Annotated in this window: 22 protein-coding genes; 5 read left to right on the top strand and 17 right to left on the bottom strand. The window is 68.1% G+C overall.

Going from position 1 to position 24,999, the window contains the following annotated elements:
- Window positions 1-34: 34 nt before the first annotated feature.
- From SB771_RS00870 to SB771_RS00880, 3 genes are read right to left on the bottom strand one after another with little or no spacing between them, the layout of a single operon-like run.
- The gene (locus tag SB771_RS00870) at window positions 35-736 is read right to left on the bottom strand and encodes an aspartate/glutamate racemase family protein (RefSeq protein ID WP_175659444.1); all 702 of its coding nucleotides are present in this window, start codon (window positions 734-736) and stop codon (window positions 35-37) included.
- A 10-nt stretch (window positions 737-746) separates the two neighbouring features.
- Entirely contained in the window at window positions 747-2,051 is a 1,305-nt protein-coding gene (locus SB771_RS00875) for a dicarboxylate/amino acid:cation symporter (protein WP_175659445.1), read from the bottom strand.
- A gap of 1 nt (window position 2,052) precedes the next feature.
- Entirely contained in the window at window positions 2,053-3,066 is a 1,014-nt protein-coding gene (locus SB771_RS00880) for an ABC transporter substrate-binding protein (RefSeq protein ID WP_175659446.1), read from the bottom strand.
- Between the two features lie 320 nt (window positions 3,067-3,386).
- Here SB771_RS00880 and ahpC point away from each other — a divergent pair, with 320 nt between their 5' ends.
- Complete coding sequence (ahpC, locus tag SB771_RS00885) at window positions 3,387-3,950, top strand: alkyl hydroperoxide reductase subunit C (RefSeq protein WP_011658525.1); 564 nt, start codon at window positions 3,387-3,389, stop codon at window positions 3,948-3,950.
- Window positions 3,951-4,074: 124 nt separating this feature from the next.
- A complete protein-coding gene (gene ahpF, locus SB771_RS00890; protein WP_175659447.1) occupies window positions 4,075-5,673 on the top strand; it encodes an alkyl hydroperoxide reductase subunit F in 1,599 nt (532 codons plus the stop codon).
- A gap of 114 nt (window positions 5,674-5,787) precedes the next feature.
- Here ahpF and SB771_RS00895 read toward each other — a convergent pair whose 3' ends face one another.
- The 9 genes from SB771_RS00895 to SB771_RS00935 all read right to left on the bottom strand — a co-directional run bounded on the left by SB771_RS00895 (window position 5,788) and on the right by SB771_RS00935 (window position 17,223).
- Window positions 5,788-6,636, bottom strand: a complete 849-nt coding sequence (locus tag SB771_RS00895) for an extensin (RefSeq protein ID WP_175659448.1) — start codon at window positions 6,634-6,636, stop codon at window positions 5,788-5,790.
- Between the two features lie 193 nt (window positions 6,637-6,829).
- On the bottom strand, window positions 6,830-7,729 hold the full coding sequence (lpxO, locus tag SB771_RS00900) for a lipid A hydroxylase LpxO (protein ID WP_175659449.1): 900 nt from the start codon (window positions 7,727-7,729) through the stop codon (window positions 6,830-6,832).
- 208 nt (window positions 7,730-7,937) lie between these two features.
- Window positions 7,938-8,492, bottom strand: a complete 555-nt coding sequence (locus SB771_RS00905; protein ID WP_012365801.1) for a carboxymuconolactone decarboxylase family protein — start codon at window positions 8,490-8,492, stop codon at window positions 7,938-7,940.
- Between the two features lie 25 nt (window positions 8,493-8,517).
- The gene (locus SB771_RS00910) at window positions 8,518-9,852 is read right to left on the bottom strand and encodes an aspartate aminotransferase family protein (RefSeq protein ID WP_175659450.1); all 1,335 of its coding nucleotides are present in this window, start codon (window positions 9,850-9,852) and stop codon (window positions 8,518-8,520) included.
- A 15-nt stretch (window positions 9,853-9,867) separates the two neighbouring features.
- Window positions 9,868-10,917 (bottom strand): C45 family autoproteolytic acyltransferase/hydolase, encoded by a 1,050-nt coding sequence (locus SB771_RS00915; protein ID WP_175659451.1) that lies wholly within the window; start codon window positions 10,915-10,917, stop codon window positions 9,868-9,870.
- A gap of 20 nt (window positions 10,918-10,937) precedes the next feature.
- Window positions 10,938-11,666, bottom strand: coding sequence for a glutamine ABC transporter ATP-binding protein GlnQ (gene glnQ / locus SB771_RS00920; protein WP_175659452.1), 729 nt, complete (start codon window positions 11,664-11,666; stop codon window positions 10,938-10,940).
- Window positions 11,663-12,370 carry a glutamine ABC transporter permease GlnP gene (glnP, locus tag SB771_RS00925; protein ID WP_168736227.1) on the bottom strand — a complete coding sequence of 236 codons (708 nt, stop codon included), beginning with the start codon at window positions 12,368-12,370 and terminating at the stop codon, window positions 11,663-11,665. Before glnP ends, glnQ begins: the two co-directional genes overlap by 4 nt.
- Window positions 12,371-12,385: 15 nt before the next feature.
- On the bottom strand, window positions 12,386-13,138 hold the full coding sequence (gene glnH, locus SB771_RS00930; RefSeq protein ID WP_175659453.1) for a glutamine ABC transporter substrate-binding protein GlnH: 753 nt from the start codon (window positions 13,136-13,138) through the stop codon (window positions 12,386-12,388).
- Between the two features lie 548 nt (window positions 13,139-13,686).
- Window positions 13,687-17,223: an ABC transporter ATP-binding protein gene (locus SB771_RS00935; RefSeq protein ID WP_175659454.1), complete on the bottom strand. Its 3,537-nt coding sequence runs from the start codon at window positions 17,221-17,223 to the stop codon at window positions 13,687-13,689.
- A gap of 120 nt (window positions 17,224-17,343) precedes the next feature.
- On the opposite strand from SB771_RS00935, the gene SB771_RS00940 reads away from it, so the two are divergent.
- Window positions 17,344-18,291 carry a LysR family transcriptional regulator gene (locus SB771_RS00940; protein WP_105788729.1) on the top strand — a complete coding sequence of 316 codons (948 nt, stop codon included), beginning with the start codon at window positions 17,344-17,346 and terminating at the stop codon, window positions 18,289-18,291.
- A 42-nt stretch (window positions 18,292-18,333) separates the two neighbouring features.
- Here SB771_RS00940 and SB771_RS00945 read toward each other — a convergent pair whose 3' ends face one another.
- Window positions 18,334-18,705 (bottom strand): MAPEG family protein, encoded by a 372-nt coding sequence (locus tag SB771_RS00945; RefSeq protein WP_126225183.1) that lies wholly within the window; start codon window positions 18,703-18,705, stop codon window positions 18,334-18,336.
- A 303-nt stretch (window positions 18,706-19,008) separates the two neighbouring features.
- Between SB771_RS00945 and alr the strand changes: the two genes are divergently transcribed.
- Window positions 19,009-20,130 carry an alanine racemase gene (gene alr, locus SB771_RS00950; protein WP_175659455.1) on the top strand — a complete coding sequence of 374 codons (1,122 nt, stop codon included), beginning with the start codon at window positions 19,009-19,011 and terminating at the stop codon, window positions 20,128-20,130.
- A gap of 139 nt (window positions 20,131-20,269) precedes the next feature.
- On the opposite strand, the gene SB771_RS00955 is transcribed toward alr, so the two are convergent.
- Both SB771_RS00955 and SB771_RS00960 read right to left on the bottom strand, forming a co-directional pair.
- Window positions 20,270-21,064 (bottom strand): enoyl-CoA hydratase, encoded by a 795-nt coding sequence (locus SB771_RS00955; protein WP_175659456.1) that lies wholly within the window; start codon window positions 21,062-21,064, stop codon window positions 20,270-20,272.
- A gap of 118 nt (window positions 21,065-21,182) precedes the next feature.
- The gene (locus SB771_RS00960; protein WP_175659457.1) at window positions 21,183-22,592 is read right to left on the bottom strand and encodes an MFS transporter; all 1,410 of its coding nucleotides are present in this window, start codon (window positions 22,590-22,592) and stop codon (window positions 21,183-21,185) included.
- A gap of 134 nt (window positions 22,593-22,726) precedes the next feature.
- On the opposite strand from SB771_RS00960, the gene SB771_RS00965 reads away from it, so the two are divergent.
- The gene (locus SB771_RS00965) at window positions 22,727-23,608 is read left to right on the top strand and encodes a LysR family transcriptional regulator (protein ID WP_175659762.1); all 882 of its coding nucleotides are present in this window, start codon (window positions 22,727-22,729) and stop codon (window positions 23,606-23,608) included.
- Between the two features lie 14 nt (window positions 23,609-23,622).
- On the opposite strand, the gene SB771_RS00970 is transcribed toward SB771_RS00965, so the two are convergent.
- Complete coding sequence (locus SB771_RS00970) at window positions 23,623-23,988, bottom strand: response regulator (protein ID WP_006759394.1); 366 nt, start codon at window positions 23,986-23,988, stop codon at window positions 23,623-23,625.
- 35 nt (window positions 23,989-24,023) lie between these two features.
- The gene (locus tag SB771_RS00975; RefSeq protein WP_165752868.1) at window positions 24,024-24,983 is read right to left on the bottom strand and encodes a chemotaxis protein CheX; all 960 of its coding nucleotides are present in this window, start codon (window positions 24,981-24,983) and stop codon (window positions 24,024-24,026) included.
- Window positions 24,984-24,999: the final 16 nt, after the last annotated feature.

A 24,999-nucleotide genomic window follows, 5' to 3' on the forward strand; every position in this document is an offset into this window, starting at 1 on the left:
GCGGCGTCCGTCATGCATGCCGGAGAGCCGCGCGTCACACTGCCCGCCCCCAGCCGCGCTCGGCCGCATAAGCGACCGTCGCCCGCGCCAGCTCCTGCGTGCTGTCGATCAACGCGAACGGCGCATCGCGCAATGCACGCGCGGCGATCGGAATTTCCGTGCAGCCCATCACCGCGACGCCCACGTCCCGTCGCGCGAGGGTCGCGAGCGCGCGCGACAGGCGCCGCACCGACGCATCGATCTTCCCCGCCTTGACGGCCGCGATGCATGCGGCGATATCGCGCTGCGCGGCCACGGCCGGCATCACCGGCTCGAAGCCGCGCGCACGCAGCGCCGCCTGGTAGAAGCCCGACACCAGCGTGCCGCCCGTGGCGAGCACCGCGACGCGCCGCACGCCGGCCGGCACCGCGGCCACCGACGCATCGACGATATGCAGCACCGGCGCCGCGCTGCACTCGCGCAGCGGCGCATACCAGTGATGCGCCGAATTGCACGGGATCGCGATCACGTCGACACTGCAGCGGTTCAGCAGCGCGACGCCGTCGAGCAGCGCCGGCAGCGGATCGGCCCCGCCGTCGAGGATCGCGCGCGAGCGATCGGGCGTCCGCGTCAGGTTCGCGACGATCATCGGCAGGTGCTCCTGGTCGCAGCGCGCGCGCGTCAGGCGAATCACACGATGCATGAAGTCGACCGTGGCCAGCGGCCCCATTCCGCCCAATACCCCGACAAGCGCCATGATGTCTCCTTCACGCGCGCGGCGGCCGCGCGCAGATCGCGGATACGACGGCCGAGTTGCCGATCACCAGCAACAGCGTGCGCAATATCTCGCAGAACGGATCGACCGCCGCGAACAGCACGAACGCGGCCTCGAACGGCAGGTGCAGCGCCGCGCAGACCATGCCGGCGAGCGACACCGTCACGACCCCCGACGTGCCCGTCGACGCGAATCCGGCCAGCACCGACGCGACCAGCACGACGCACAGCTCGCCGGGGCCGAGCGAGCGTTCGTAGAGTTGCGCGACGAACAGCGTCGCGCTCGCGTAATAGACCATCGGCCCGACGCGCAGCAACGACACGGCGAGCGGCACGACCAGCTCGACGCGCGCGCGCGCAAAGCCGAAGCCGTCGGCCAGGCACTCGATCATGCTCGGCATGCAGGCCACGCTGCTGCGCGTGGCGAGCGCCATCGCGAACGGCGTGCGCAAGCCGCCCAGCGTGTCGGCCAGCGTCGCGCCCGAGCGCTTCCAGATCACGGCGATCGCCGCCGCGATCAGCACGACGGTGACGACCACGAACGCCATGACGAAGCGGAACATCGCCTCGAGCGGCCCGAACCCGGACGTGCCGATCTGCGCGGCGCCGCCGCAGAACAGCACGATCGGCGTCGGATACGCGAGCCAGTGCATGATCTTCTGGCACGTGAAATAGACGGTCTCCAGCGTCTGGCTCAGCGCCGCCGAGATGGTCGCCGGCACGCGCCCCGACGCGAAGCCGAAGAACAGCGAGAACACCAGCGCCTTCAGCGTGTCGCCGCTCGCGAGCGCCGCGAAGAAGTTGCCCGGCACCAGCGCGATCAGCATGTCGGCGAGGCCCGACGACTTCTCCGCGGGATCGGTGCCGTACAGCGTCATCACGGTGTCGCTCGCCGCGCCGTCGCTGCCGACCAGCGCGCCGAACGCCTTCAGCGTCGCGTTCGACAGATGCTCGCCCGGGCGCATCGCGACCAGCACGACCGCGCCGACCACCACGACGAACACCGACACGCAGCCGAAGATCGCGATCACGCGCATCACGAGATCCGATGCGCTGCCCTCGCGCAGCAACCGCTGCAGGCTGAAGATCACGGCGGCCGTCATGAACGGCAGCGCCGTCATCTTGAGCAGGCCGACGTACACCTCGCCCACGTAGTCGAACTGCGGCGCGGCGGCCGGCCACAGCATGCCCGCCACGATCCCGAGCGCGAGGCTGCCGAACACCGTCAACGGATGGATCGCGAACGCATGCAGCCGCTCGATGCGGGGCTTGATTCTGCGGGTGTCGTTCATGTTCATTTCAGTGGCCCATCGCATCGAGCAGGGATTTCACGTCGAGCCGCTTGTTGCGCTCGGCCAGGAACTGGTTGACGAACGCGAGCAGCGTCGGCGCGGACACCGGCACGCCGACGGCGAGCGCGTCGGTCAGGTCGTCGAAGGTCGCGACGCGCAGCCGGATCGGTGCGCTCGGGTCGTCCTGCATCACGAGCTTGATCGCGAGCTCGTCGCGATACACGGCCGTGACCGCCCCGGCGTTCAGCGCGTCGAGCGTCGCCGGCCAGCTCGGATAGGTGCGCACCTGCGCGGCCGGGAAGTCGTTGCGCACGTATTCGGCGTACGCCGAGCGCGCGACGACGCCGATCGTGCCGCGGTAGTCGCGCACGACTTCCGGCAGCGGCCGCCCTTTCGCGAGTTCCGCGAAGCTGACGCGGTTGATTAGCAGCGCGCGCCGCAGGCTGATGTACGGCGTGCTGAAGCTGACCACCTGCGCCCGCGGCAACGTGCGCGACAGCTTGCTGATCGCGACGTCGGCCTGCCCGGTCGCGAGCAGGTGAACGACGTCGTCGAAGGTGCGCGCGTCGCGGTCGAACTGCACGGCCACGCCGAGCTTTTTCGCGAGTTCGTCGGCGAGGTCGATGTCGACGCCCGCCAACGCGCCGTTGCGCGACTGGAAGAACGGCGGCTGGTCGACACCGAGCACCGCGACGACGAGCGTGCCGCGCGTGACGATGCGCGCGAACTCTGGCGCGAGCAGCCGGCCGTCGGGTAGCGGCACGAGGCCGGTGGCGGTGACGGTGGCGGTGGCGGTGGCGGTGGTGGCGGGCGCGGCCGTGGGGGCCGTCGCGGCCGTCGGGGCCGTCGCCGTCGCCAACGGCGCGGTTGCATCGAGGGCCAGCGCCGGCGCACCGCACGACACGGCGATGAATGCGCACGCCGCGCCGCGCACGTGCCGAAGCACGCATCGGCGCTCGAGGAAGATGTCGCGGCACCACGCAAGCAGCACGCGCGCGGCGCGTCCGGAAAAGAGGTTCATGGCGGTGATTGACGGCGAGTGTCGAACGACCGCGCAGCCGTTCGTGCCGAACGGGTGCCGGGCCCTGGCGCGAAGCGCATGGCCGTGGTTCGGCGCCGCACGCTCCCGCCCGCCCAATGTGTCAGAAGCGCCGCCCGGCCGAAATCCGCCGGAAGGCCCGGCCCGGATGTCACGGGCCGTCCGGACGGCCCGCCGCAACGGGGGCCGGAAGCAGATAGGAATTCCCGATGCCGTGGATTGAAACAAGCAATTTCACAAACTCGGGGTCAACCCGGATACTGGGAACACTTCATCAACACCACCCCAAAGGAACTCGCAAGATGCCGATCATCAACACCCAAATCAAGCCGTTCAAGGCAACCGCATACCACAACGGCGAATTCGTGCCCGTGACCGAAGAGAACTTCAAGGGCAAGTGGTCCGTCGTCGTGTTCTACCCGGCCGACTTCACGTTCGTCTGCCCGACCGAGCTGGGCGACCTCGCCGACCGCTACGCGGAATTCCAGAAGCTGGGTGTCGAAATCTACGGCGTGTCGACCGATACGCACTTCACGCACAAGGCATGGCACGACACGTCGGACACGATCGGCAAGATCAAGTACCCGATGATCGGCGACCCGACGCTCACGCTGTCGCGCAACTTCGACGTGCTGATCGAGGAAGAAGGGATGGCGCTGCGTGGCACGTTCGTGATCAACCCGGAAGGCGAGATCAAGCTGTGCGAAATCCACGACAACGGCATCGGCCGCGACGCAGGCGAACTGCTGCGCAAGGTGCAGGCCGCGCAATACATCGCGGCGCACCCGGGTGAAGTGTGCCCGGCCAAGTGGACGCCGGGTGCGGAAACGTTGACCCCGTCGCTCGACCTGATCGGCAAGATCTGACGCTCGCTGCGCGCGCCTCGCCCGAGGCGCGCGAGCGACGCGCCGCGGGCCGCCCCGTGCGGCCCGCACCCTCCTCCGGCACGACGTGCCCGACCAGAATTATCAATACGGAATCCGAAACGCCATGCTCGACGCCAATCTCAAGAATCAACTGAAAGCGTACCTCGAAAAGATCACGCGCCCGATCGAACTCGTCGCGTCGCTCGACGACAGCGCGAAGTCGCAGGAACTGCTTGCGCTGCTCAACGAGATTGGGTCGCTGACGTCGCGCGTCACCGTGACCGAACGCCGCGACGACGCCGAGCGCAAGCCGTCGTTCTCGATCGGCGAACCCGGCAAGCCGGCGGGCATCCGCTTCGCCGGCATCCCGATGGGCCATGAATTCACGTCGCTCGTGCTCGCGCTGCTGCAGACGGGCGGCCATCCGATCAAGCTCGACGACGACGTGATCGAACAGATCCGCGCGCTCGACGGCGACTACGCGTTCGAAACGTATTTCTCGCTGTCGTGCCAGAACTGCCCGGAAGTCGTGCAGGCGCTGAACGTGATGTCGCTGATCAACCCGCGCATCCGCCACGTCGCGATCGACGGCGCGCTGTTCCAGAACGAAGTCGAAGCGCGCCAGATCATGGCCGTGCCGACGATGTTCCTGAACGGCGAATCGTTCGGCCAGGGCCGCAGCAGCGTGAAGGAAATCCTCGCGAAGCTCGACACGGGCGCCAGCGCCCGCGCCGCGAAGTCGCTCGAGAACAAGCCGGTGTTCGACACGCTGATTGTCGGCGGCGGCCCGGCCGGTGCGGCCGCCGCGATCTACTCGGCGCGCAAGGGCATCGCGACGGGCGTCGTCGCCGAGCGTTTCGGCGGCCAGGTGCTCGACACCATGGCGATCGAGAACTTCGTGTCGGTGCAGGAAACCGAAGGGCCGAAATTCGCCACCGCGCTCGAGCAGCACGTGAAGCAGTACGACGTCGACATCATGGACGTGCAGCGCGCCGACGCGCTGATTCCGGGCGACGTGCACCAGATCCGCCTCGCGAACGGCGCGGTGCTGAAGGCGAAGACGATCATCCTGGCAACCGGCGCGCGCTGGCGCGAAATCAACGTGCCGGGCGAGCGCGAATACCGCAACCGCGGTGTCGCGTACTGCCCGCACTGCGACGGCCCGCTGTTCAAGGGCAAGCGCGTCGCGGTGGTCGGCGGCGGCAACTCGGGCGTCGAGGCCGCGATCGACCTGGCCGGCATCGTGAAGGAAGTCACGCTGATCGAATACGGCGCGCAACTGCGCGCGGACGAGGTGCTGCAGCGCAAGCTGCGCAGCCTGCCGAACGTGACGATCGTCACGCAGGCGCAGACGACCGAGCTGACCGGCGACGGCAGCAAGCTGAACGGGCTCGTCTACAAGGATTTGCGTTCGGGTGAAGCGAAGCGCGTCGATCTCGAAGGCGTGTTCGTGCAGATCGGCCTCGTGCCGAACACCGAATGGCTGAAGGGCACGATCGAACTGTCGAAGCACGGCGAGATCGTCGTCGATGCACGCGGCGCGACGTCGGTGCCCGGCGTGTTCGCGGCCGGCGACGTGACGACGGTGCCGTTCAAGCAGATCGTGATCGCGGTCGGCGAAGGCGCGAAGGCGTCGCTCGGCGCGTTCGACCACCTGATCCGGCAGGATGCGACGCCGGCCACGGCCGACACGCCCCAGGCCGAAGAAGCGATCGCCGCGTAACGCGCGACGCACCGCCCGGATTCGTCTCTCTTGGCCCCGCATGCCCTGGTCGGCGTGCGGGGTCTTTTTTCATCCGGCGTCGTGCGGCGCGGTGCGAGCGCACCGGCACCGTTCTCACTGGGCCGCGGCGGGCGCGGCACTCGCCGATGCGGGCGCCTTGAAGCTGCTCGACTGCCTGACCAGCTGCTCGGTCATCGCGGCGGCAACCGCATTCCCGCCGGCCGACGGACGCGCGCGATCGACGCTCGGCGTCGCCACGTATTGCGGCGGCGGCAACGACGGATCGAGCTTCGCCGATTCATGCACGAGCGCGGCGGTTTCAGGCGTTTCGGATTTCGTGCCGGACGGTGTTGCCGCGTGCCGTTCGAGCCCGTCGCGCTTGCGCTCCGCGCGTTGAGCCGGCTGTGCTTGCTGACTCGGGCGGCTCGCCTGCGCCGACTGGACCGGCGGTGCGGATTGCACGGGTTGCGCCGGCTGCGCCGTTCGTGCCGCTGGTTGCGGTTGCGCGGCTTGTACCGGGGCCTGCGGCGTCGCGGGCGTAGGCTTGGCTTTCGCCGGGGTCGAATCCTCCGGCTCGACCGTCACGACGTGAACGGTCGGCGGCGGCGCGGTCGGTTTCGCGGGGGGCGCCTGCCCGGCGATCACCGGCACGACGGCGGTGGATGGCGCCGCCGCGTTGGTGCGCGCGGGAGCGGCGGCCGGCGGCGGCACGGCCGCGCGTTGCGGCACGGCGTCGTCGACGTGCGGGGACGGCACCGCCACCGCCGCCGGCGGTGCGATCGTGCCTTGTGCGGTATGGTCGCCGTTCGCCGCGGGCACCGCGGCGGCAGGCGCTGCGGCATCGCCGATGCCGGCCTCCGCGATCGCGCGGTGGTCGTCGCGCAGCAGCATCACGTAGCCACTGCCTGCCGCAGCCAGCAGCAGTCCGCCGACGATCATCAAAGTCTTTCGGATCCTTCTCATGCTTGCTCACCGATCTTATCGACGTGAACGAGCCATCATACGCGTGGGTTCGCGGCAGATCCCGAATGAATACATTTGGTTGCATTGATGCGGGCGCAGCGCGGGCGCAGCGCCGGGGCAGCGCCGGCGGGGCCGGACCCATGCCGCGCCGCCCTATCGTCAGACGGTTCGACACCCGCCTGCTCGCGCCCCATCAGAGGCAGAAGATCGCGACCGCGATGCCGCCGAACAGCGCCCACTTGACGACGTAATACACGGTGCGATTCCACGCCTTCAGCAGCTTGCCGGCGCGGCGAATCGCATACAGGTACTTGAATGCATGATTGAGGCCGCCGGTGCGGTCGCCCGTTTCGTTCGGCGACGCGGCCGCGCGCATCAGCAGTTGCCCGAACGCATCGTTGACGCGCTGCGCCCAGCGATATTTCATCGGCCGGTCGATGTCGCAGAACAGGATCACGCGATCGTGCGCGGTGCGATTCTCGGCCCAGTGCAGATAGGTTTCGTCGAACATCACGGCCTCGCCGTCGCGCCATGCGTACGACTCGCCGTCGACGACGATCCGGCACGCGTCGTCATTCGGCGTGTCGAGCCCGAGGTGGTAGCGCAACGAGCCCGCATACGGATCGCGATGCAGCCCGAGCTTGCCGCCCGGCGGCAGCTGCGCGAACATCGCGGCCTTGATCGACGGAATCCGCGACAGGATCTCGACCGTGCGCGGACACAACGCCTGTGCGGACGGATGCGGCGCGTCGTACCACTTCAGGTAGAAGCGCTTCCAGCCGTTGCGAAAGAACGAATTGAAGCCGATGTCGTTGTACTCGCCCGACGCCTTGATCCGGCTCGCATCGCGCAACGCGAGGGCTTCCTCGCGGAAGGTCCGCCATTCGCGCTGCAGCACCGCGAGTTCCGGAAAGTGCCGCGGGTCGAGAAACGGTGTGGTCGGCACCGAAGAGAACGCGTATGAAAAGCAGTTCAACGGCGCGGTGAAGGTCGAGTGATCGGATAGTTGCCTGAACAACCTGTGCCGAACCTTGCCGCGCCGGTGCGTATGAACGACACACGCAATGAACACGATCAACAGGACCCACCGCATCGATACATCCCCCGTAAGCGTTTTGCAGAAATTCTAGGTACGGGGAAAATTTTCTGCGCTGACGCGCAGGCGCTGCGATGTGCATCAACAAGACGCGGCGAGGATGTCGATCGGGCCCAGCCAAAACGCCGAAAAGCCCGTGCTGACGGGCTTTTCGGCGCAATCGGACTGCGCGCGCGGCATCTGCCGACGCACGCGCATGCGTCGATTATTCCGGAAACGGCAAATCAGTTTGTCCGTCTGCGCGCATACCGAACGTGTTGAGCGTCATCGCGACGAGCGCGTAATAGCCGAGCAGCGCGACGAGGTTGACGACGGTCTCGTGGCCGAAACGCGCCTGCGCGCGCGCGAATGTCGCATCGCTCACGCGTTGCGTGTCGTACAGCTCGGTCGCGAATGCATGGATCAGCGCATCGTCGTCCGATTCGAACGCCGGCGTGACGCCGCGCCGGATCGCGTCGGCCGTCGCGGCCGGCACGCCGGCGTCGAGCGCGATCGGATGGTGGATGTGCCACTCGGCCTGCGAGCGCCAGCGCGCGGCGGTCACGAGAATCGCGAGCTCCGACAGGCGCAGCGGCAGGCCCGTGCGATAGCGGCAGAACGCGCCGAGCCGCTGCGCGTGCTGGGCGAGCTCGGGGCTCGCGATCCAGCCGAGGAACGGCCCGTTCAGGTTGCCGCGCGGGCCGCTGAGGATGTCGGCCAGCACGGCCTTCTGTTCGTCGGTGGCCGATGCGGGATCGAAGGGAGGCAGTCTGTCTGTCACGGTCGGGACTCGGTGAGGTCGTGGTTCACGCGCCGGCCGATGCCAGCGCCGCATCGATCGCGCCGGACAGCCGTTCGACAATGGTATCGATCTGCTGCGCGGTGCAGACGAACGGCGGCGCGATCAGGATGTGATCGCCGTTCACGCCGTCGATCGTGCCGCCCATCGGATACACCATCAGGCCGCGCTGCATCGCCTCGCGCTTGACCGCCGCATGCAGCTTCAACGCGGGAGCGAACGTCGCCTTGCTGTCGCGATCACGGACGAGCTCGACGCCGACGAACAGCCCGCGGCCGCGCACGTCGCCGACATGCGGATGCGCACCGTAATGCGCGCGCAGCGACGCACGCAGTTGCTCGCCGCGCGCCTTCACGTTGTCGAGCAGCTTCTCTTCGGCGATCACGCGCTGCACCTCGAGCGCGGCCGCGCAGGCCGTCGCGTGGCCGAGATACGTGTGCCCGTGCTGGAAGAACCCCGACCCGTCGACGATCGTCCGATAGATGCGGTCGCTCACCAGCGTCGCGCCGATCGGCTGGTAACCCGCGCCGAGCCCTTTCGCGATCGTCAGCAGATCGGGCGCGACTTCATCCTCGTCGCATGCGAACAAATAACCGGTGCGCCCCATCCCCGACATGATTTCATCGAGGATCAGCAGCACGCCGTACTTGTCGCACACCGCGCGAATCTTCTTCAGGTAGGTGCGCACCGGCGGCACCGCGCCGGCCGTCGCGCCGACCACCGTTTCCGCGACGAACGCCGCGACGTTTTCCGCGCCGAGTTCGACGATCTTCTGCTCGAGCTCGTCGGCCAGGCGCTGCGCATACGCTTCGTCGGTTTCTCCCGCGTGCTGGTCGCGATACGCATAGCATGGGCTCACGTGGTGCGCTTCGATCAGCAGCGGCAGGAACGGCTCGCGCCGCCATGCGTTGCCGCCGATCGCGAGCGCGCCGAGCGTGTTGCCGTGATAGCTCTGGCGGCGTGCGATGAAATGGCGGCGCTGCAGCTCGCCCTTCTCGACGAAATACTGGCGCGCGAGCTTCAACGCGGCTTCGATCGCCTCGGAGCCGCCCGACACGAAATACACGTGTTCGAGACCGGCCGGCGCTGCCTCGACGAGCCGGTCGGCCAGTTCCTCGGCCACGTCGGTCGTGAAGAACGACGTATGCGCGTACGGCAGTTGCTGCACCTGCCGCTTGATCGCATCGATCACGCGCTGGTTGCTATGGCCGAGACACGAAACGGCCGCGCCGCCGCACGCGTCGATGTAGCGTTTGCCGGTCGAATCGATGATCTCGATGCCGTCGCCTGCAACGGCGACGGGCAAGGTGGCGCGGGGAGCGCGATGAAAAACGGTCGTCATGCGTTGCCTCATGGATCAGGACGCGTTGCGCGCGTGCGCGGACGGCACGATGCGCGTCGCGAAGCGCTGCGTGCCGTGTTGATGGATGGTGACGTCGATCGCTGCATCGCGAATGGCGAACACCGCGGTCGCCAGCGTGTTCTCGTCGTCGGGATCGGCCGGATCGTCGCGATAGATTGGCAGCCCTTCCGGTGCGCGATCGCCGAGCACGCGCAGCAGCGCGGCTTCGTCGATCGCGTCGATGCCCTGTGTCAGCGCATCGACGCGGCGCTGGCGATCGCCGGACGATTGCGTGACGATCTGCGCTTCAGCTTCGCAGCCGGGATGTACGAGATGGTTGGCATGGCCGGCAAGCCGCGCGACGTCGACCACCGAGCACCGCGCGACGCTCGCCTCGATGCTCAGCAGCCGCGCATCGCCGGTCGCGCCGAGCGTATGGTGAAAGCCGCTCGCGCGTGCATGCGTGCGCAGCACGTCGGCGGCCGCATCGAGCGACGTCGCGTCGAGCACCGCGCGCGCGAGGATCATCCGCGGCACGCCGGCCGCCGGCGTCAGGATCCGCAGGTTGTTGATCGCCTGCGCGATACCCGCGCGGTTCGCGGCGAACGTATGCCCGGGCAGCGAGCCCGGGTAATAGAAGCTGATGAAGCCCGGCTTGCCTTGCGGCTGCACGTCGACGAGCAGGCAGCGCTCGCGCAGGTACGGATCGCCGTCCTCGTTGTGCGCGATCCAGCGCGTGCCGTGCGCATCGCGCGCGGCGAGCGTCGTGCAGCCGTCGGGCGCGTTATGGATCAACTCGCCGCGGCAGTTCCACAGGAAGATGTCCTCGGCCGGCCAGCCGACGCCCGCCGCGATCCCGTCCAGTTCCGCGACGAGATCGGGGTATGCGGCGAGCGCCCCCTGCCGCAGCGCGGCGACGAACGGATGGCCGCGCCAGCGGCGCACGGCCTGCCATGCGCTGCTCTGCTGCATGTACGTATCGAACACGGGGCGGGCAAGCTCGCCGAGACGCACGCCGATCTCGAACGGCGTGCCGGCGATGACGGGGGAAAGGGAAAGCGGCATGTCGCGTGGTTCGGTTTCGTTCAGGATACGTGTTTGAGGAATTCCTGCAGGCGCGGCGTGGGCGGCCGGTCGATCAGGTCGACCGGGTGGCCGTCCTCGGCGATGCCGCCCTGATCCATGAACAGCAGGCGCGTGCCGACCCGCTTCGCGAAGCCGATCTCGTGCGTGACGACGATCATCGTCATCCCTTCGGTAGCGAGATCCTGCATCACTTTCAGCACTTCGTGGCGCAACTCCGGATCGAGCGCCGAGGTGGGCTCGTCGAACAGCATCAGCCGCGGCCGGATCGCGAGCGCCCGCGCGATCGCGACGCGCTGCTGCTGGCCACCCGACAGTTCCGACGGGTAATGATTCGCGCGCGATTCGAGGCCGACCTTGTCGAGTAGCGCCATCGCCTGGTCGCGCGCATCGGCGCGCGACGCGCCGCGCACCTGCATCGGCCCGAACATCACGTTCTCGAGCGCGGTCATTTGCGGGAACAGGTTGAACTGCTGGAACACCATGCCGGCTTCGAGCCGGATGTTGCGGATCGTCGTCGCGTTGCCGCGCACGCTCTGGCCGTCGACGAGCAGCTCGCCGCCGGTGATTTTCTCGAGCGCGTTGATACAGCGCAGCATCGTCGATTTGCCCGAGCCCGACGGGCCGACCACGACGACCACCTCGCCCGCGTCGATCTTCAGGTCGATGTTCTTCAGCACCGGCACATGGCCGAAGCTCTTCGACACGTTCTGGAATTCGATCATGCTCATAAGATTTTCATCCGCTTTTCGACGAGCCGCAGCGTCAGCGTCATCACGCCGGTCAGTATCAGATAGATGACGGCCACCGCACTCCAGATCTCGACCGCCTGGAAATTGCCCGCGATGATTTCCTGCCCCTTGCGCGTCAGTTCGCCGACGCCGATCACGATGAACAGCGACGTGTCCTTCAGGCTCACGATGCACTGGTTGCCGAGCGGCGGAATCAGCCGCCGGAACGCCAGCGGCCCGACGATCTTCAGCAGCACGCGCGGCATCGACAGCCCCATCGCGAGGCCCGCTTCCGTCAGCCCCTTCGGGATCGACAGCAGCGCGCCGCGCACCACTTCCGCGAGATATGCGCCGGAATTCACCGTGATCGCGATGATCGCGGCCGTCAGACCGTCGATGCGGATATGCGCGAGCAGCGGCAGTGCGAAATACAGGAACATCACCTGCACGACGATCGGCGTGCCGCGAATCAACTCAATATAGACCTGTGCGAGCACGTTCATCGCCTTCGGTCCGTATGCGCGGAACATGCCCGCGATCATCCCGACGATGAAACCGCCCACCAGCCCCAGTAATGCGATGAACACCGTCAACCGGACCCCGTCCATCAGGTCCGGCAACGCCGCCCAGATCGCCGACCAATCGAAATTCACTTGTCGCTCCCCGTTCGATTCAAGACCGGCGCGGCCGCTCGGCCGCGCCATGGCGCGCCGTCACGCTCACATCTTCGGCGGCTCGGCGCCGAACCACTTCTTGTAGATCTGCGCGTAGCGGCCGTCGGACTTGATCTTCACGAGCGACGCGTTGACCTTCGGCACCAGCGGGCTGCCCTTCGGGAAGCCGATCCCGTACTTGTCGCCGCTGACCGGCTGGCCCGCGACCTTCACCTTGCCCTTGCCTTCGTTGTTCACGAAGAACAGCACGTTCGGCGTGTCGTGCATCGCCGCGTCGACGCGGCCCGCTTCGAGCGCGAGATAGGCCTGGTCGATGTTCGGGAACTGGCGGATCTCCTTCGGCTTCAGATGCGCCTTGATCCAGTCGATCGTCGCGGTGCCCGTCTTCGCGGCGATCACCTTGCCGTTCAGGTCGTCGATCGACTTGATCGTCGTGTTGCCGGACTGCACCATCGCCGCGAGACCGCTGTCGTAGTACGGCGCGGAGAAGTCGATCGCCTTCTTCCGTTCTTCCTTGATGGTCATCCCCGACAGCGCGACGTCGATGTTCTGGGTCTGCAATGCCGGGATCAGGCCCGCGAAATCCATCGGCTGGATCGTGTATTTCCAGCCCTGGTCTTTTGCGATCTCCGCCCACAGATCGAGATCGAAGCCGACGTACTTGTCGCCCTGCTTGAACTCGAACGGCATGAACGACGTATCGGTCCCGACGACGAGCGTCTTGGTATCCGCGTGCGCGATGCTGGCGCCGAGCGCGGCGACCACCGCGACGGCTTTCAGGAAGGAACGGCGACTCATGGTTTCTCTCCACATGATTGAGCGATGTGGCCGGCCAGCGGGCCGACGGGAACGACGACATCAAGCCGCACCGCAACATGCGATGCCAAATTAGACATTAGTGCAACATGTGTTGTCAACCGCGATACTACGACAACAAAAAAACGCGCAACAGGTAAATGCATCGGGGTAAGCCCGAGCCGCGCGGGACGGACAGGTCAGAGGAAAGGGAGAGGCCCGGGGCGAAGCACCCGGGCCGGATCGCGCCGCGCGGGCGGATGGCGGTGCGTGAGCGGATGGCGGTGCGTGAAGCGCGGCTGGCGGCGCTGAGTACGGGCGGGCGGGTCGGCCGTCCCGCGCCGCCAGGGCGACGGGCGGACGACAGCGCAACCGCGCGGGAAATCGCCACCGCCCGTGCGTGGGTTCGCTCGTGTGGAGCGTCGGCGATTCGGCTCGGCGCCGTGCCGGGACGGCCGTGCCCGCGATGCCGGCAACCGCCGGCGCGGCTCAACGAACGGTGCGGAATTCTCGCGAAAACGCCGGACGGCGACGCTCCGATGCGGCGTCGCTCACGCCGCCACCCCGCTCGCCTGATGCGACACGAGCCGCGCATACGCACCCTGCCGCGCCATCAGTTCCGCATGCCGTCCGGCCTCGATCACGCTGCCCTGCTCGATCACGAGGATCAGGTCGGCATTGCGCACGGTCGACAGCCGGTGCGCGATGATGATCGACGTGCGCTGCGTCATCAGGTCTTCCAGCGCCGCACGAATCTGCTGCTCGCTGATCGTGTCCAGATGGGACGTTGCCTCGTCGAGGATCAGCACGGGCGCATCCTTCAGGAACGCGCGCGCGATCGCGACACGCTGGCGCTGGCCGCCCGACAGCTGCACGCCGCGCTCGCCGACACGCGTCGCGAGCCCGTCCGGCAGCCGTGCGACGAATTCGCCGAGCGCCGCATGATCGATCGCACGCTGCACGTCCGCGTCGGACGCATCATTCGCGGCGAGCCGGATGTTCGCTTCGAGCGTGTCGTTGAACAGGTAGGTATCCTGCGCAACCAGCGCGATGTGCTGGCGCAGGTCGTCGAGCCGCAGATCGCGCAAGTCGACGCCGCCAAGCGTCACGCGGCCCTGCTGCGGATCCCAGAAGCGCAGCAGCAGGCTCGCGACCGTCGACTTGCCGGCGCCCGACGCGCCGACCAGCGCAACCGTGCTGCCGGGCGGCACCTCGAAGCTCACGCGGTCGATGGCTGGCACGCCGCGGCCCGGATACGTGAACGACACTGCCTCGAAACGCACCGCCGGATTGCCGGGCATCGCGTGCGTGCCGTCCGTCACGGTCATGGGCTCCTTCTCCAGCGCGCGCAACCGGCGCGTCGACGCGATCGTGTCGGCTAGCTGGCGCGCAACCTGGCCGATTTCGGCAACCGGCATGAACGCGGCCACGGCAACCAGCACCAGCAGCGGCAACGACTCGCGCGGAAACCAGCCACGCGCACACAGCAGCGCGCCAAGCGCCGCGACGGCCAGGCCGCCGAGCCCGCTCGCGATTTCCAGCGCGGCGCTTTGCGTCGACAGGTCGTCGAGCAGCTTCGCGCGCTGCTTGCGGTACGCATCGACCTCGGCCACGAACGCCACGCGCCGGCGCGCGATCGCCTGGAACGCGGTGAGCTCCGCCAGCCCCTGGATCGTTTCGGTCAGGTGCGCGCCGAGCTGGCCGAGCGCGTCGCGCGCGCCGGTGCCGAGCCGGTCGACGTCGCGCCGCGCCAGCACGGGCGCCAGCCCGGCCCACAACAGGAACGGCAGCAGCACGAGCGCGAGCGGCCACGCGACCGATGCCAGCAGCACCAGCACGGCTGCCGGCACGAGTACCGCGACGAACGCGGGCGCCAGCGTGTGCGCGTAGAAGTATTCGACGGTCTCGACATCCTGCGTCGCGAGCGAGACGAGATCGCCCGAACGGCGGCGCAGCAGCCCGGCCGGTGCGAGGCGTTCGAGCGTCGCGAACAGCGCGATGCGCATTTCCGCGAGCAGCCGGTACGCCATGTCGTGCGCGAGCCACGATTCGAGCCAGTGCAGCACGGCCGCCACCGGCGCGATCACGAGCAGCGCGACGACGAGCACGGGGCTCGCGTGGCCGGCCGACACCGCGCCGACCACCATCGCGCCGATCACGCCGACGCCGATGAACGCGAGCACGCGACCGATGCCGAACAGCACGGTCAGCACGACCTTGCCCTGCCACGGACGCACGAACCGCAGCAGCGTCTGCAAGGTTTCCGGCCAGCCGATCGTCGCCGCATCGTCGTTCAGCGGCCGCACCTGCGGGCCCGACGACGCGCGCGCGGTCGCGCCGGCCGTCGTCGCCGCGCCGACGGATTCGGCAACCGCTTCCAGTTGCGGCCCCATCAGCCGGCGATACGGGCCGTCGCGCGCGATCAGCGCCGCGTGCGTGCCCTCGTCGACCACCTGCCCCTGATCGAGCACCAGGATGCGGTCGGCGCCGATCACGCTGGACAGGCGGTGCGCAAGCACGAGCGTCGTCCGCCCGCGCGTGAGCCGGTCGAGCGCCTGCTGAATCAGCGCTTCGTTTTCCGCATCGACCGACGACAGTGCCTCGTCGAGCAGCAGGATCGGCGCATCGCGCAGCAGCGCGCGGGCAATCGCGAGGCGCTGGCGCTGGCCGCCCGACAACATGAGCCCGCGTTCGCCGATGCGCGTCGCGTAACCGTCGGGCAGCGCCGAGATGAAATCATGCGCGTTGGCGGCGCGCGCGGCCGCGATCATGTCCGCGTCGCTCGCGTCCGGGCGGCCGAGCCGCAGGTTGTCGGCGACGCTGCCGTCGAACAGCGTCGCATCCTGCGCGACCACCGCGATCATCTCGCGCACCTGGTCGGCGTCGAGCATACGCACGTCGTGGCCCCCGATGCGGACGGCACCGCCCTGCACGTCGTGCTGGCGCAGCAGCAGGCGCACGATGGTCGACTTGCCCGCGCCGCTCGGCCCGACGATTGCCACCGTCTCGCCTTCGCGAACCGAGAAGCTCAGCGCCGCATGCGCGTCCGCGCGACCCGGATACGCGAAGCTGACGCCGTCGAACGCGATCTCCGCGCGCAGGTCCGTCATGCGCGGCGCGTCGGCGGCCGGCGCGCGGCTGCCCGCGTCGAGCAGCGCGTGGATCGCATTCGCCGCCGACTGACCGATCATCCCCTGGTGCAGTACGGCACGCAGGTCGCGCAGCGGCCGGAAGATTTCGCTGCCGGCCATCAGCACGATCAACAGCGCCTCGAGGCTCATGTCGCCGTGCCGCACGCGCCATGCACCGACCGCGATCGCCGCGGCCGCGCCGAGGCCGGTGCCGAGATCGGTGAAGAGCCGCGTCAGCAGGCCGAGCGCGAGCACCCAGAACGTGCTGTCGGACAGCGCGCGCGCCTTCGCGGCCAGCTTCGCGCCGAACGCGGTGCCCTGCCCGAACGCCTTCAGCGTCGGCAAGCCCTGCACCGCGTCGAGAAACTCCTCGCCGAACGCCTTGAAGGCGGCCGAGCGTGCGAGCGCCGCGCGCCGGTCGGCGCGATGCACGAGCTGAGGCAGCGCGAGCGTGACGAGCGCCGCGACCAGCAGGATCGCGGCCGTCGGCACGTCCCACCACGCGAGCACCGCGAAGATCATCACCGGCGCGCACGCGGCGATCACGAGCTGAGGCAGGTAGACGCCGAAGAAGGTCTGCAGTTGCTCGACGCCATCGACGACGGCCAGCATCACGCCGCCCGTGCGTTCGCCGCTGAACCATGCGGGGCCGAGCGCGGCGATCCGGTCGAACAGGCGCGCGCGCAGCGTGGCCTGCACGCGCCCGGCCGTGTGCTGCGCGAGCACCGTGCGGCGATGATCGAGCCACGCACGCAGCAGCACGCAGGCCGCCGTTGCAACGACGGCTTCGCCGATGCTGCGCGCCGGTGCGCCGGAAAAGACCAGCGCCAGCACGCGGCCGAGAAACACGAAACGGAGGATGCCGATACCCATCGCGAGCAGCCCGAGCGCAACGGCCGCGGCCACCCGCCAGCGCAGTCCCGCCATCATGGCCCATAGTCGTCGGTCGAAATACATGCAGTCCTCCGGTCGGTGTTGCGTTGCGTTTTTTCTTGACCGGATCGAGGCTACCCGCGCCGCCCGCGCGCGGCAAAAGATGATTTTTCAACGGGTGTTGAGTCAACTACAATACCCCGCATGTCGCACCTTCCTCCCCTCAGCGCACTGCGGGCTTTCGAAGCGGCCGTCCGCCTCGGCGGGTTCGCGCGCGCGGCGGTCGAGCTGAACGTGTCGACGAGCGCGGTCAGCCACCAGATCCGTTCTCTCGAGGAATCGCTCGGCGCGCGCCTGCTCGAACGCAGCACGGGACTCGGCGGCATCAGTCTCACGCCGGCCGGTGCGCGCCTGCTGCCGGCAGTCAGCGACGCGCTGGCGCGCCTGACCGACGCCTGTGCCGAAATTCGCGGCACCGAGCAGCGCCTCACCGTTTCCGCCAACGCGCCGTTTTCGTCGATGTGGCTCGCGCGCCGTCTCGCGGAATTCTCGTCACTTCATCCCGAAACGCCGCTGCATGCCGTCGTGCTCGACGACGAACCGGATTTCACGCGCAGCAGCGTCGATCTGGCGATCGTGCACGTGCCCGCGCACCGGCTGCGAGCCGACGACGACGTGCTGATGCGGGAGACCGTGTTTCCGGTATGCAGCCCCGAGCTGTATCCGTACGCATCGGGGTATGTGTGCCGCTCGCGGCTGCTGCAGGAGATGCACGAGAACAGCCCCGAGATCGACTGGCGCAACTGGGCCTCGGAATTCGGCTTGCCGGACGACTTCGAGACGAAGATCGTCCGTTACAGCAGCTTCAGCCAGGTGATCGGCGCGGCGCTCGGCGGCGCAGGCATCGCCCTCGGCCGCATGCCGCTCATCGAGCCCGAACTGCGTAGCGCCCGGCTGGTGCCGCTGGTGCCGGGCCTTGCACGCGATGCGTCATGGCGTTTCGTGCTGCGCCGCCACCCGTCGACGCGGCACCGGCTGCTCGATCCGCTGATCGCGTTCCTGCGCCGCGAAGCGGACGCGCCGCCGTTCGTCGCAAAGATCGTTGCGCCCGCATCCAACGACAGTCACGCAAGGGGCGCGGGCGGCGCGTAGCAAGCCGGCACGCAAAGCCGGCCCCGCCTGCTCACCGGCCGGTCACGGCGCCGCGAAGAACAGCGCGACGACGCACACCATTCCGCCGAACCACACGAGCGAGCGCAGCGCCGCCCAGTTCAGCAGGTACATCAGCGTGTAGGCGACGCGGATCGCGACGAACCCCATCGCGATCTGGTCGACGTGGTGCGCATTCGCGCCGTTGTGCCAGGCGACCACCAGCGCGGCGGTGAACAGTGCAAGCGCTTCCCACGCATTCTGGTGGGCGGCCTGCGCCCGTGCGCGCCATCCTTCGAGCTTCGCCAGGTACTCGCGCGGCGTGTGATTGTCGTAGCCCTTGCGGGCCTTGGCGAGGAACGTCAGCGGGAACGGCAACAGCGCGACGATGAACAGGCACAGCTGGGACGTGGTCATCCAGGTCTCCTCCTTTATGGTTACATTGATCAATGACAGGGTCGCGCAGAGCTTAGCATCGGGCGGTGCTGTTCAGGCACCGGTTTTCTAGACGGGAGACTCGGCCGTGCGCGGTGCTGAGGCCCGTGGCAGCACACATCCGGCGCAAAAAATTCCACCAAATCACCGATAAATACGTTAATTAAAACTGGTCGAACACCAATAAGATAGCGTTCAACACTGGCTCGGCGCATCGCCACGCCACTCTGCCCGACCCGCGCCGCCCCGCCGCGCGCCGAACGACTTTTCGACCCGAGCCTGCCCATGCCCCGTCCCATCGTCGCCCATGTCCGTCCGGACGCCGTCCGCCACAACCTCGACTTCATCCGCCGCACCGCCGCGCAATCGCGCGTGTGGGCCGTGATCAAGGCCAACGCATACGGTCACGGGATCGAACGGATCTATCCGGGCCTCGCGGCCGCCGACGGCATCGCGCTGCTCGATCTCGACGAAGCCGTGCGCGTGCGCGAGCTCGGCTGGGACAAGCCCGTGCTACTGCTCGAAGGGATCTTCGAGCCGGCGGACGTCGAACTGGCCGATCGCCACCGGCTGACGGTGGCCGTGCACTGCGACGAACAGCTCGACCTGCTGATCGCCGCGAAGCCGCGGCAGCCGCTCGACATCCAGCTGAAGATGAACTCGGGGATGAACCGGCTCGGCTACCGGCCGCACGCGTTCCGCGCCGCGTGGGAACGCGCGGCGGCCGCGCCGTCGATCGGCAAGATCACGCTGATGATGCATTTCGCGAACGCCGACGAAGGCGAAGTCGACTGGCAGCTCGAGCAGTTCGATGCGGCCACGGCCGGGATTCCGGGCGAGCGCTCGGCATCGAATTCGGCGGCCGTGCTGTGGCATCCGCGCGCGCACCGCGACTGGGTGCGGCCTGGCACGATCCTGTACGGCGCGTCGCCGACCGGCGCGGCACGGCACATCGCCGACACGCCGCTGATGCCCGCGATGACACTGACCAGCAAGATCATCGGCGTGCAGACGCTCGCGCCGGAAGAGACGGTCGGTTACGGTCGCCGCTTCACCGCGGACCGGCCGATGCGGATCGGTGTAGTCGCGTGCGGCTACGCGGACGGCTATCCGCGCCACGCGCCGACCGGCACGCCGATCGCGGTGGACGGCGTGATGACGCGCGTCGTCGGCCGCGTGTCGATGGACATGCTGACCGTCGACCTGACGCCGTGCCCGAACGCAGGCATTGGGTCGAGCGTCGAGCTGTGGGGCGATCAGGTGAAGGTGGACGATGTCGCGGAAGCCAGTGGCACGATCGGCTACGAGCTGATGTGCGCGCTCGCACGCCGCGTGCCGGTCGTGATCGTGCCGCCGGGGGGGTCGACGGTGGAGGCGGTGCTGCGTACGGGCAGCCACGGGCGTTGATGGAAGTCACGGATGCGGCGGCACGCTGTCGTGTCGTGGCGCATCCAGACCCATTTGCGGGCCGCGTTGCAAGCGGCCCGTTTGCTTTTACGGCGGGCTCGGAACGCAGGCGAACGAGCACGCGCTACCGCCACGCTGCTCACGAGCGCCACGTCGGCTTACGCTTCTCCAGGAACGCATCGATCCCTTCGCCTGCATCCTCTTCCATCATGTTGCGCGCCATCACGTCGCCCGCATACGCATAGGCTTCGTCGAGCGGCAACTCACGCTGCCGGTAGAACATTTGCTTGCCGTAGCGCACCGCCGCCGGGCTCTTCGCGACGATCTCCGCGACCTTGCGCGAGACAGCCGCATCGAGCGCATCCGCGGGGACGGACTCGTTGACGAGCCCCCACGCGGCGGCCGTCGCCGCGTCGACGAAGCGCCCGGTCACGAGCATGTCGAACGCGCGCTTCGCGGTGACGTTGCGGCTCAATGCGACGGCCGGCGTCGAACAGAACAACCCGACGTTGATGCCCGACACCGCGAAACGCGCGGTATCGGCCGCAATCGCAAGGTCGCACGCGGCGACGAGCTGGCAGCCGGCCGCCGTCGCGATACCCTGCACGCGCGCGATCACCGGCACCGGCAATGCGCGCATCGCGAGCATCACGCGGCTGCATTGCGCGAACAGCGTGCGGTAGTAATCGAGTTCGGGCTTGCCGCGCATCTGCCGCAGGTCGTGGCCCGCGCAGAACGCCTTGCCCTGCGCGGCGAGCACGACGCAGCGCACGTGCGGATCGGCGGCCAGCGATTCGAACGCGTCGTGCAGGCTCGCGAGCATCGCCTCCGACAACGCGTTGAACTGCTGCGGCCGGTTCAGCCGCAGCGTGACGACGCCGTCGTGCGCGTCGCGCAACAGGATCGGCTCGGCAGTCTCTTGATCGGGTTCCATGATGTTCCGCTCGACAGGGTTCGGCAGGATTCGGTGCGGCGCGAACAGCGCAGCGATCGTGCACGCGCGTTCGCGGCGTATCGACGAAATGGTCCTCCACATTCGGCGCGGCGTCCAGTCACGTGCCTTTCGCCGTGCCCGCCGTCCGCGCGGCAAAGGCCGCGGTCGCATAGGCGACACAGCCGACCGCCGCGATCGCCCACAGCGCGTCGGTCAGATTCGGCAACAGTATCGTCGCGGCGCCTGCGATGGCCACGCCGAGCAGGCTCCCTGCCTGTCTCGCCGCATTGAGGAAGCCCGACGCCACGCCCGCCGCATCCGCAGGCACCTGTTCGAGCACGGTCGCGATCATCGGCGCCACGGACAACGCGGTCCCGGTGCCGAAGGCGGCCATCGCCGCCCAGACCACCGGCCACGGCGCGCGCAGCGTGAGCGCGACCGCGAGCGCCGGAATGGCCAGCGCCGCCATCCCGAGGCCGTTTGCCATCAGCCGGACCGGGTGGACGCGGCCCTGCCATTTCCCCGACAACAGATTTCCAAGCGACAAACTCAGCGCAAACGGCAACAGCGTCAGCCCCGTCTGCCGCGCACTCATGCCGAAGCGCCCATGCAGGTACAGGCTCAGGACGAACAGCAGACCGAAGTAGCCGACATAGACGAGACTGCCCATCAGGTTCATCGCGACGAATATACGATTGCGAAACCAGGCCAGCGGAACCATCGGATTGCGGGCGCGCCGCTCGACGACGATCAGCACGGCCGCAGCGAGCCCGGCAACAAGAAGTGCACACCGGACTTCCGCGGCGCCAGGGCCGCGCGTCGGCAATTCGATCACGGCAAAACACAGCGCGCCGAGTGCCGTCGCACCGATGCACTGGCCGGCCCAATCGAAGTGGCGCGCATGCCGCGCGACCGACGCCCGAACGAGCACTGCCGCCCCGGCGAAGGCGAGCGCGCCGGTCGGCACATTGATCAGGAAAGCGCTGCGCCAGCCGAAATCATCCACCAGGATGCCGCCCAGCACCGGCCCCACGGCCACCGCGACCGACGCGATGCCCGCCCAGACCGCAATCGCGCGCGCCCGCTCGGCAGGTACATCGAAAGTGCTGCGCACGACCGCGAGCGACGCGGGCAAAAAGAGTGCGGCGCCGATGCCCTGCACGAAACGCGCGGCCACGAGGATGGCCACGGACGACGCGACGCCGCACGCCGCCGATGCGCCGACGAACAGCGCCAGCCCCGCGAGATACACGTGCTTCGCGCCGAACCGGTCGGACAGCGCGCCGCCCGCGAGGATCAGCGCCGCGAAGCTGAGCGTATACGCGTCGACGATCCACGCGAGTTCCGCGACCGTCGCGCCGAGATTCGTGCGCATCGCGGGCAGCGCGACGTTGACGATCGTCGTATCGAGTACCGCCATGAACATTCCGATCGCGACAAGCGCCAGCGTGAAGCGCTGCTCACGCGCCGTCGGGCGGCTCGCTGCCGTCATGGATACGGGAACGGAAACAGCATTGCAATCGGTCATGAGATCTCCAGGCAGATGCCGGGAGTCTAGAAACCGCATGCGATGCAGAAAAGTGATAATTTTGCATTTCCCTGATGCAGATATGCATCCTCACTTCCCCGCCGCCGCCTTGCCCGATGACACTGTCGACCCGCATGAACTGGGACAATGCCCGCTTCTTCCTGGCCCTGGCGCGCACCGGCACGCTGCGCGGCGCCGCGGCGCAACTGAACGTCGATCAGGCGACGGTGGGGCGCCGGATCGCCGCGCTCGAAGACGAGCTTTCGGCCCGCCTGTTTCTCCGAACGCCGGCCCTCTACGTGCTGACGACCGCGGGCGAAGCCTTGCTCGAACCGGCCGAAACGATGGAACGGGCGTCGCTCACGATCGAACGGCGCGTGATGGGGCTCGACGAGCAGCTGGCGGGAACCGTGCGCATTGCCACGACCGACTCGCTCGGCAAGCGTTTCGTGATTCCCGCCATCGCCCGCTTGCGGCACAGGCATGCCGGCATCGACGTCGTGTGCGTGACGTCGACCGAAATCGCCAATCTCACGCGCCGCGAGGCGGATCTCGCGATTCGCACGTTGCGGCCGGAATCGCCGGACCTGATCGTCAGGCGGCTCGGACATCTCGAAACGGGCATCTATGCATCGCGCCACTACCTGGCCGAGCGCGGCGAACCGGTCGCGGGCAGCGCGTTCGACGGACACGATCTGGTGATGTACCAGCAGCCGGTGATGCCGACGATGTGGGACGCGCTATGCGGCGAACCGACTTCGCGCGGCCGTGTGATGTTCCAGACATCGTCGACGATGATGCTGGTCGAGGCCGCGCTTGCAGGGCTCGGCATTGCCGAGCTGCCGTGCTTCCGCGCCGAAGCCGAGCCGGAACTGGTGCGCCTCATGGCCCGGCGATGCAATCATTTCGACGTGTGGCTCGTCGCCCATGCCGATCTCTACAAGACCGCACGTGTGCAGGCCGTGATCGAAGCCGTCGTCGACGAATTCGCAACCGCCGCGTCATCCGCCCGGTAGCGGGCTTGCGCGCTTCAGCCCGCGAGCTTCTTCAGCGCGTCGAGCACCGCATCGCCCTTGAACGGCTTCACGATCCAGCCCTTCACGCCAGCGGCCTTGCCGCGCTCCTTCATCGCCGGGCTGCTTTCGGTCGTCAGCATCACGATGTTGACCGACGCGTTCGCCAGTTCGCCGCGAATCTTCTCGACCATCGTCAGGCCGTCCATGTTCGGCATGTTCACGTCGCTGATCACGAGGCGCACGCCGGGCGTCGCCTTGAGCTTCGCGAGCCCGTCCTTGCCGTCCACCGCCGTCGCGACGTCGAGCCCGTGATTGCGCAGGAAACCCGCGACTTCATCGCGCACCGTGCCCGAATCGTCGACCACCAGAATCTTTGCCATGCCGTGTTCCTCTTTCGTTGTGACTACTTCAACATTCAAAACAGTTCGAGTTCGCCCGATTCGACCATCGGCCCCACGTCCTGCACCGATTCGCGGAAATCCTCCGGCGACCAGCTCAGGCTGAACACGAAACGCTGATCGAGCTGCACCGACCGCCCCGATGCGCGGTCGGTCATCCGGTACTTGAAACAGAGCTGCGGACAGTCGCCGCCGAACGAAATGAACTTCTGCTTGTGATTGACGACGAGCGGCACCTGCACCGGATGGCGCGCGAGCGCCTCCGCGTCGCCGAGATAGCGGTTCTTGAACGCTCCCCACACCAGGTTGGTCAGCTCGCCGAGCAGGCTGTTCACGTCGCGGAAATCGGGCGCACGGCCGTCGTCGCGCGTGCCGCCGATCATGTCGAGCAGCGGCTGCTCGCTCGTCTGCAGCAGCATGTAGCCGCGGCACCACGCGCTTTCGAGCGCGATCAGGCTGAACACTTCGCCGAAGATGATCTGGTCGCGCACGATGCACGGCGTATCGCGCTCGATCGTCATGCCCGGGAACAGACTGTCGAGCCGCGCCTCGGTGATCTCCGAGATGCCGCGCACGAGCGCGTTCGGATAGTCGCGGCCGAACAGGTATTCGCCGATCGCGCGTGCGAGCGGCGTCATGTCGTCCGCGACGTAGGCCGCGCACGCGACGCGCGCGAGCGCGTCGGGCAGCCCGTCGCGCGACGCGTCCGACGCACGGCGCAGGATGATCGGCAGCTCGGGACGCAACGCGTCGATCTGCGTCGCGACGATCGCACTCTCGGCCGGCGAGCCGCCGTAGTCCTCGGCGAGCAGGATCGCGCCGAGATCGATGTTCGAGCGCAGCACCTTCAGCAGCCGGTTGCGCCGCACGGTCAGGCCGACGAGGTTGTGCTCGTCGCAGAAACGCTTGATCGTCGCCGCATGCGCGGGGCTGTCGTCGAGCACGAGCACCTTGCTGACGGGTTGGTCTACGGTCATCGCGTGAAGCCCTCTG

It is taken from the genome of Burkholderia sp. SIMBA_051 (assembly GCF_046534915.1).
In the GTDB taxonomy this organism is placed as follows: domain Bacteria; phylum Pseudomonadota; class Gammaproteobacteria; order Burkholderiales; family Burkholderiaceae; genus Burkholderia; species Burkholderia ambifaria.

What these genes read in the sequence shown, in the direction of transcription:
- SB771_RS00915 (WP_175659451.1), bottom strand. Translation starts at nt 10,917, where the DNA reads ATGCCGCTTTCCCTTTCCCCCGTCATCGCCGGCACGCCGTTCGAGATC.
- SB771_RS00955 (WP_175659456.1), bottom strand. Translation starts at nt 21,064, where the DNA reads ATGGAACCCGATCAAGAGACTGCCGAGCCGATCCTGTTGCGCGACGCG.
- ahpC (WP_011658525.1), top strand. Translation starts at nt 3,387, where the DNA reads ATGCCGATCATCAACACCCAAATCAAGCCGTTCAAGGCAACCGCATAC.
- SB771_RS00960 (WP_175659457.1), bottom strand. Translation starts at nt 22,592, where the DNA reads ATGACCGATTGCAATGCTGTTTCCGTTCCCGTATCCATGACGGCAGCG.
- ahpF (WP_175659447.1), top strand. Translation starts at nt 4,075, where the DNA reads ATGCTCGACGCCAATCTCAAGAATCAACTGAAAGCGTACCTCGAAAAG.
- SB771_RS00965 (WP_175659762.1), top strand. Translation starts at nt 22,727, where the DNA reads ATGAACTGGGACAATGCCCGCTTCTTCCTGGCCCTGGCGCGCACCGGC.
- glnP (WP_168736227.1), bottom strand. Translation starts at nt 12,370, where the DNA reads ATGGCGCGGCCGAGCGGCCGCGCCGGTCTTGAATCGAACGGGGAGCGA.
- SB771_RS00970 (WP_006759394.1), bottom strand. Translation starts at nt 23,988, where the DNA reads ATGGCAAAGATTCTGGTGGTCGACGATTCGGGCACGGTGCGCGATGAA.
- lpxO (WP_175659449.1), bottom strand. Translation starts at nt 7,729, where the DNA reads ATGCGGTGGGTCCTGTTGATCGTGTTCATTGCGTGTGTCGTTCATACG.
- SB771_RS00940 (WP_105788729.1), top strand. Translation starts at nt 17,344, where the DNA reads ATGTCGCACCTTCCTCCCCTCAGCGCACTGCGGGCTTTCGAAGCGGCC.
- SB771_RS00880 (WP_175659446.1), bottom strand. Translation starts at nt 3,066, where the DNA reads ATGAACCTCTTTTCCGGACGCGCCGCGCGCGTGCTGCTTGCGTGGTGC.
- SB771_RS00945 (WP_126225183.1), bottom strand. Translation starts at nt 18,705, where the DNA reads ATGACCACGTCCCAGCTGTGCCTGTTCATCGTCGCGCTGTTGCCGTTC.
- SB771_RS00935 (WP_175659454.1), bottom strand. Translation starts at nt 17,223, where the DNA reads ATGTATTTCGACCGACGACTATGGGCCATGATGGCGGGACTGCGCTGG.
- SB771_RS00870 (WP_175659444.1), bottom strand. Translation starts at nt 736, where the DNA reads ATGGCGCTTGTCGGGGTATTGGGCGGAATGGGGCCGCTGGCCACGGTC.
- glnQ (WP_175659452.1), bottom strand. Translation starts at nt 11,666, where the DNA reads ATGAGCATGATCGAATTCCAGAACGTGTCGAAGAGCTTCGGCCATGTG.
- SB771_RS00910 (WP_175659450.1), bottom strand. Translation starts at nt 9,852, where the DNA reads ATGACGACCGTTTTTCATCGCGCTCCCCGCGCCACCTTGCCCGTCGCC.
- glnH (WP_175659453.1), bottom strand. Translation starts at nt 13,138, where the DNA reads ATGAGTCGCCGTTCCTTCCTGAAAGCCGTCGCGGTGGTCGCCGCGCTC.
- SB771_RS00975 (WP_165752868.1), bottom strand. Translation starts at nt 24,983, where the DNA reads ATGACCGTAGACCAACCCGTCAGCAAGGTGCTCGTGCTCGACGACAGC.
- SB771_RS00875 (WP_175659445.1), bottom strand. Translation starts at nt 2,051, where the DNA reads ATGAACATGAACGACACCCGCAGAATCAAGCCCCGCATCGAGCGGCTG.
- SB771_RS00895 (WP_175659448.1), bottom strand. Translation starts at nt 6,636, where the DNA reads ATGAGAAGGATCCGAAAGACTTTGATGATCGTCGGCGGACTGCTGCTG.
- alr (WP_175659455.1), top strand. Translation starts at nt 19,009, where the DNA reads ATGCCCCGTCCCATCGTCGCCCATGTCCGTCCGGACGCCGTCCGCCAC.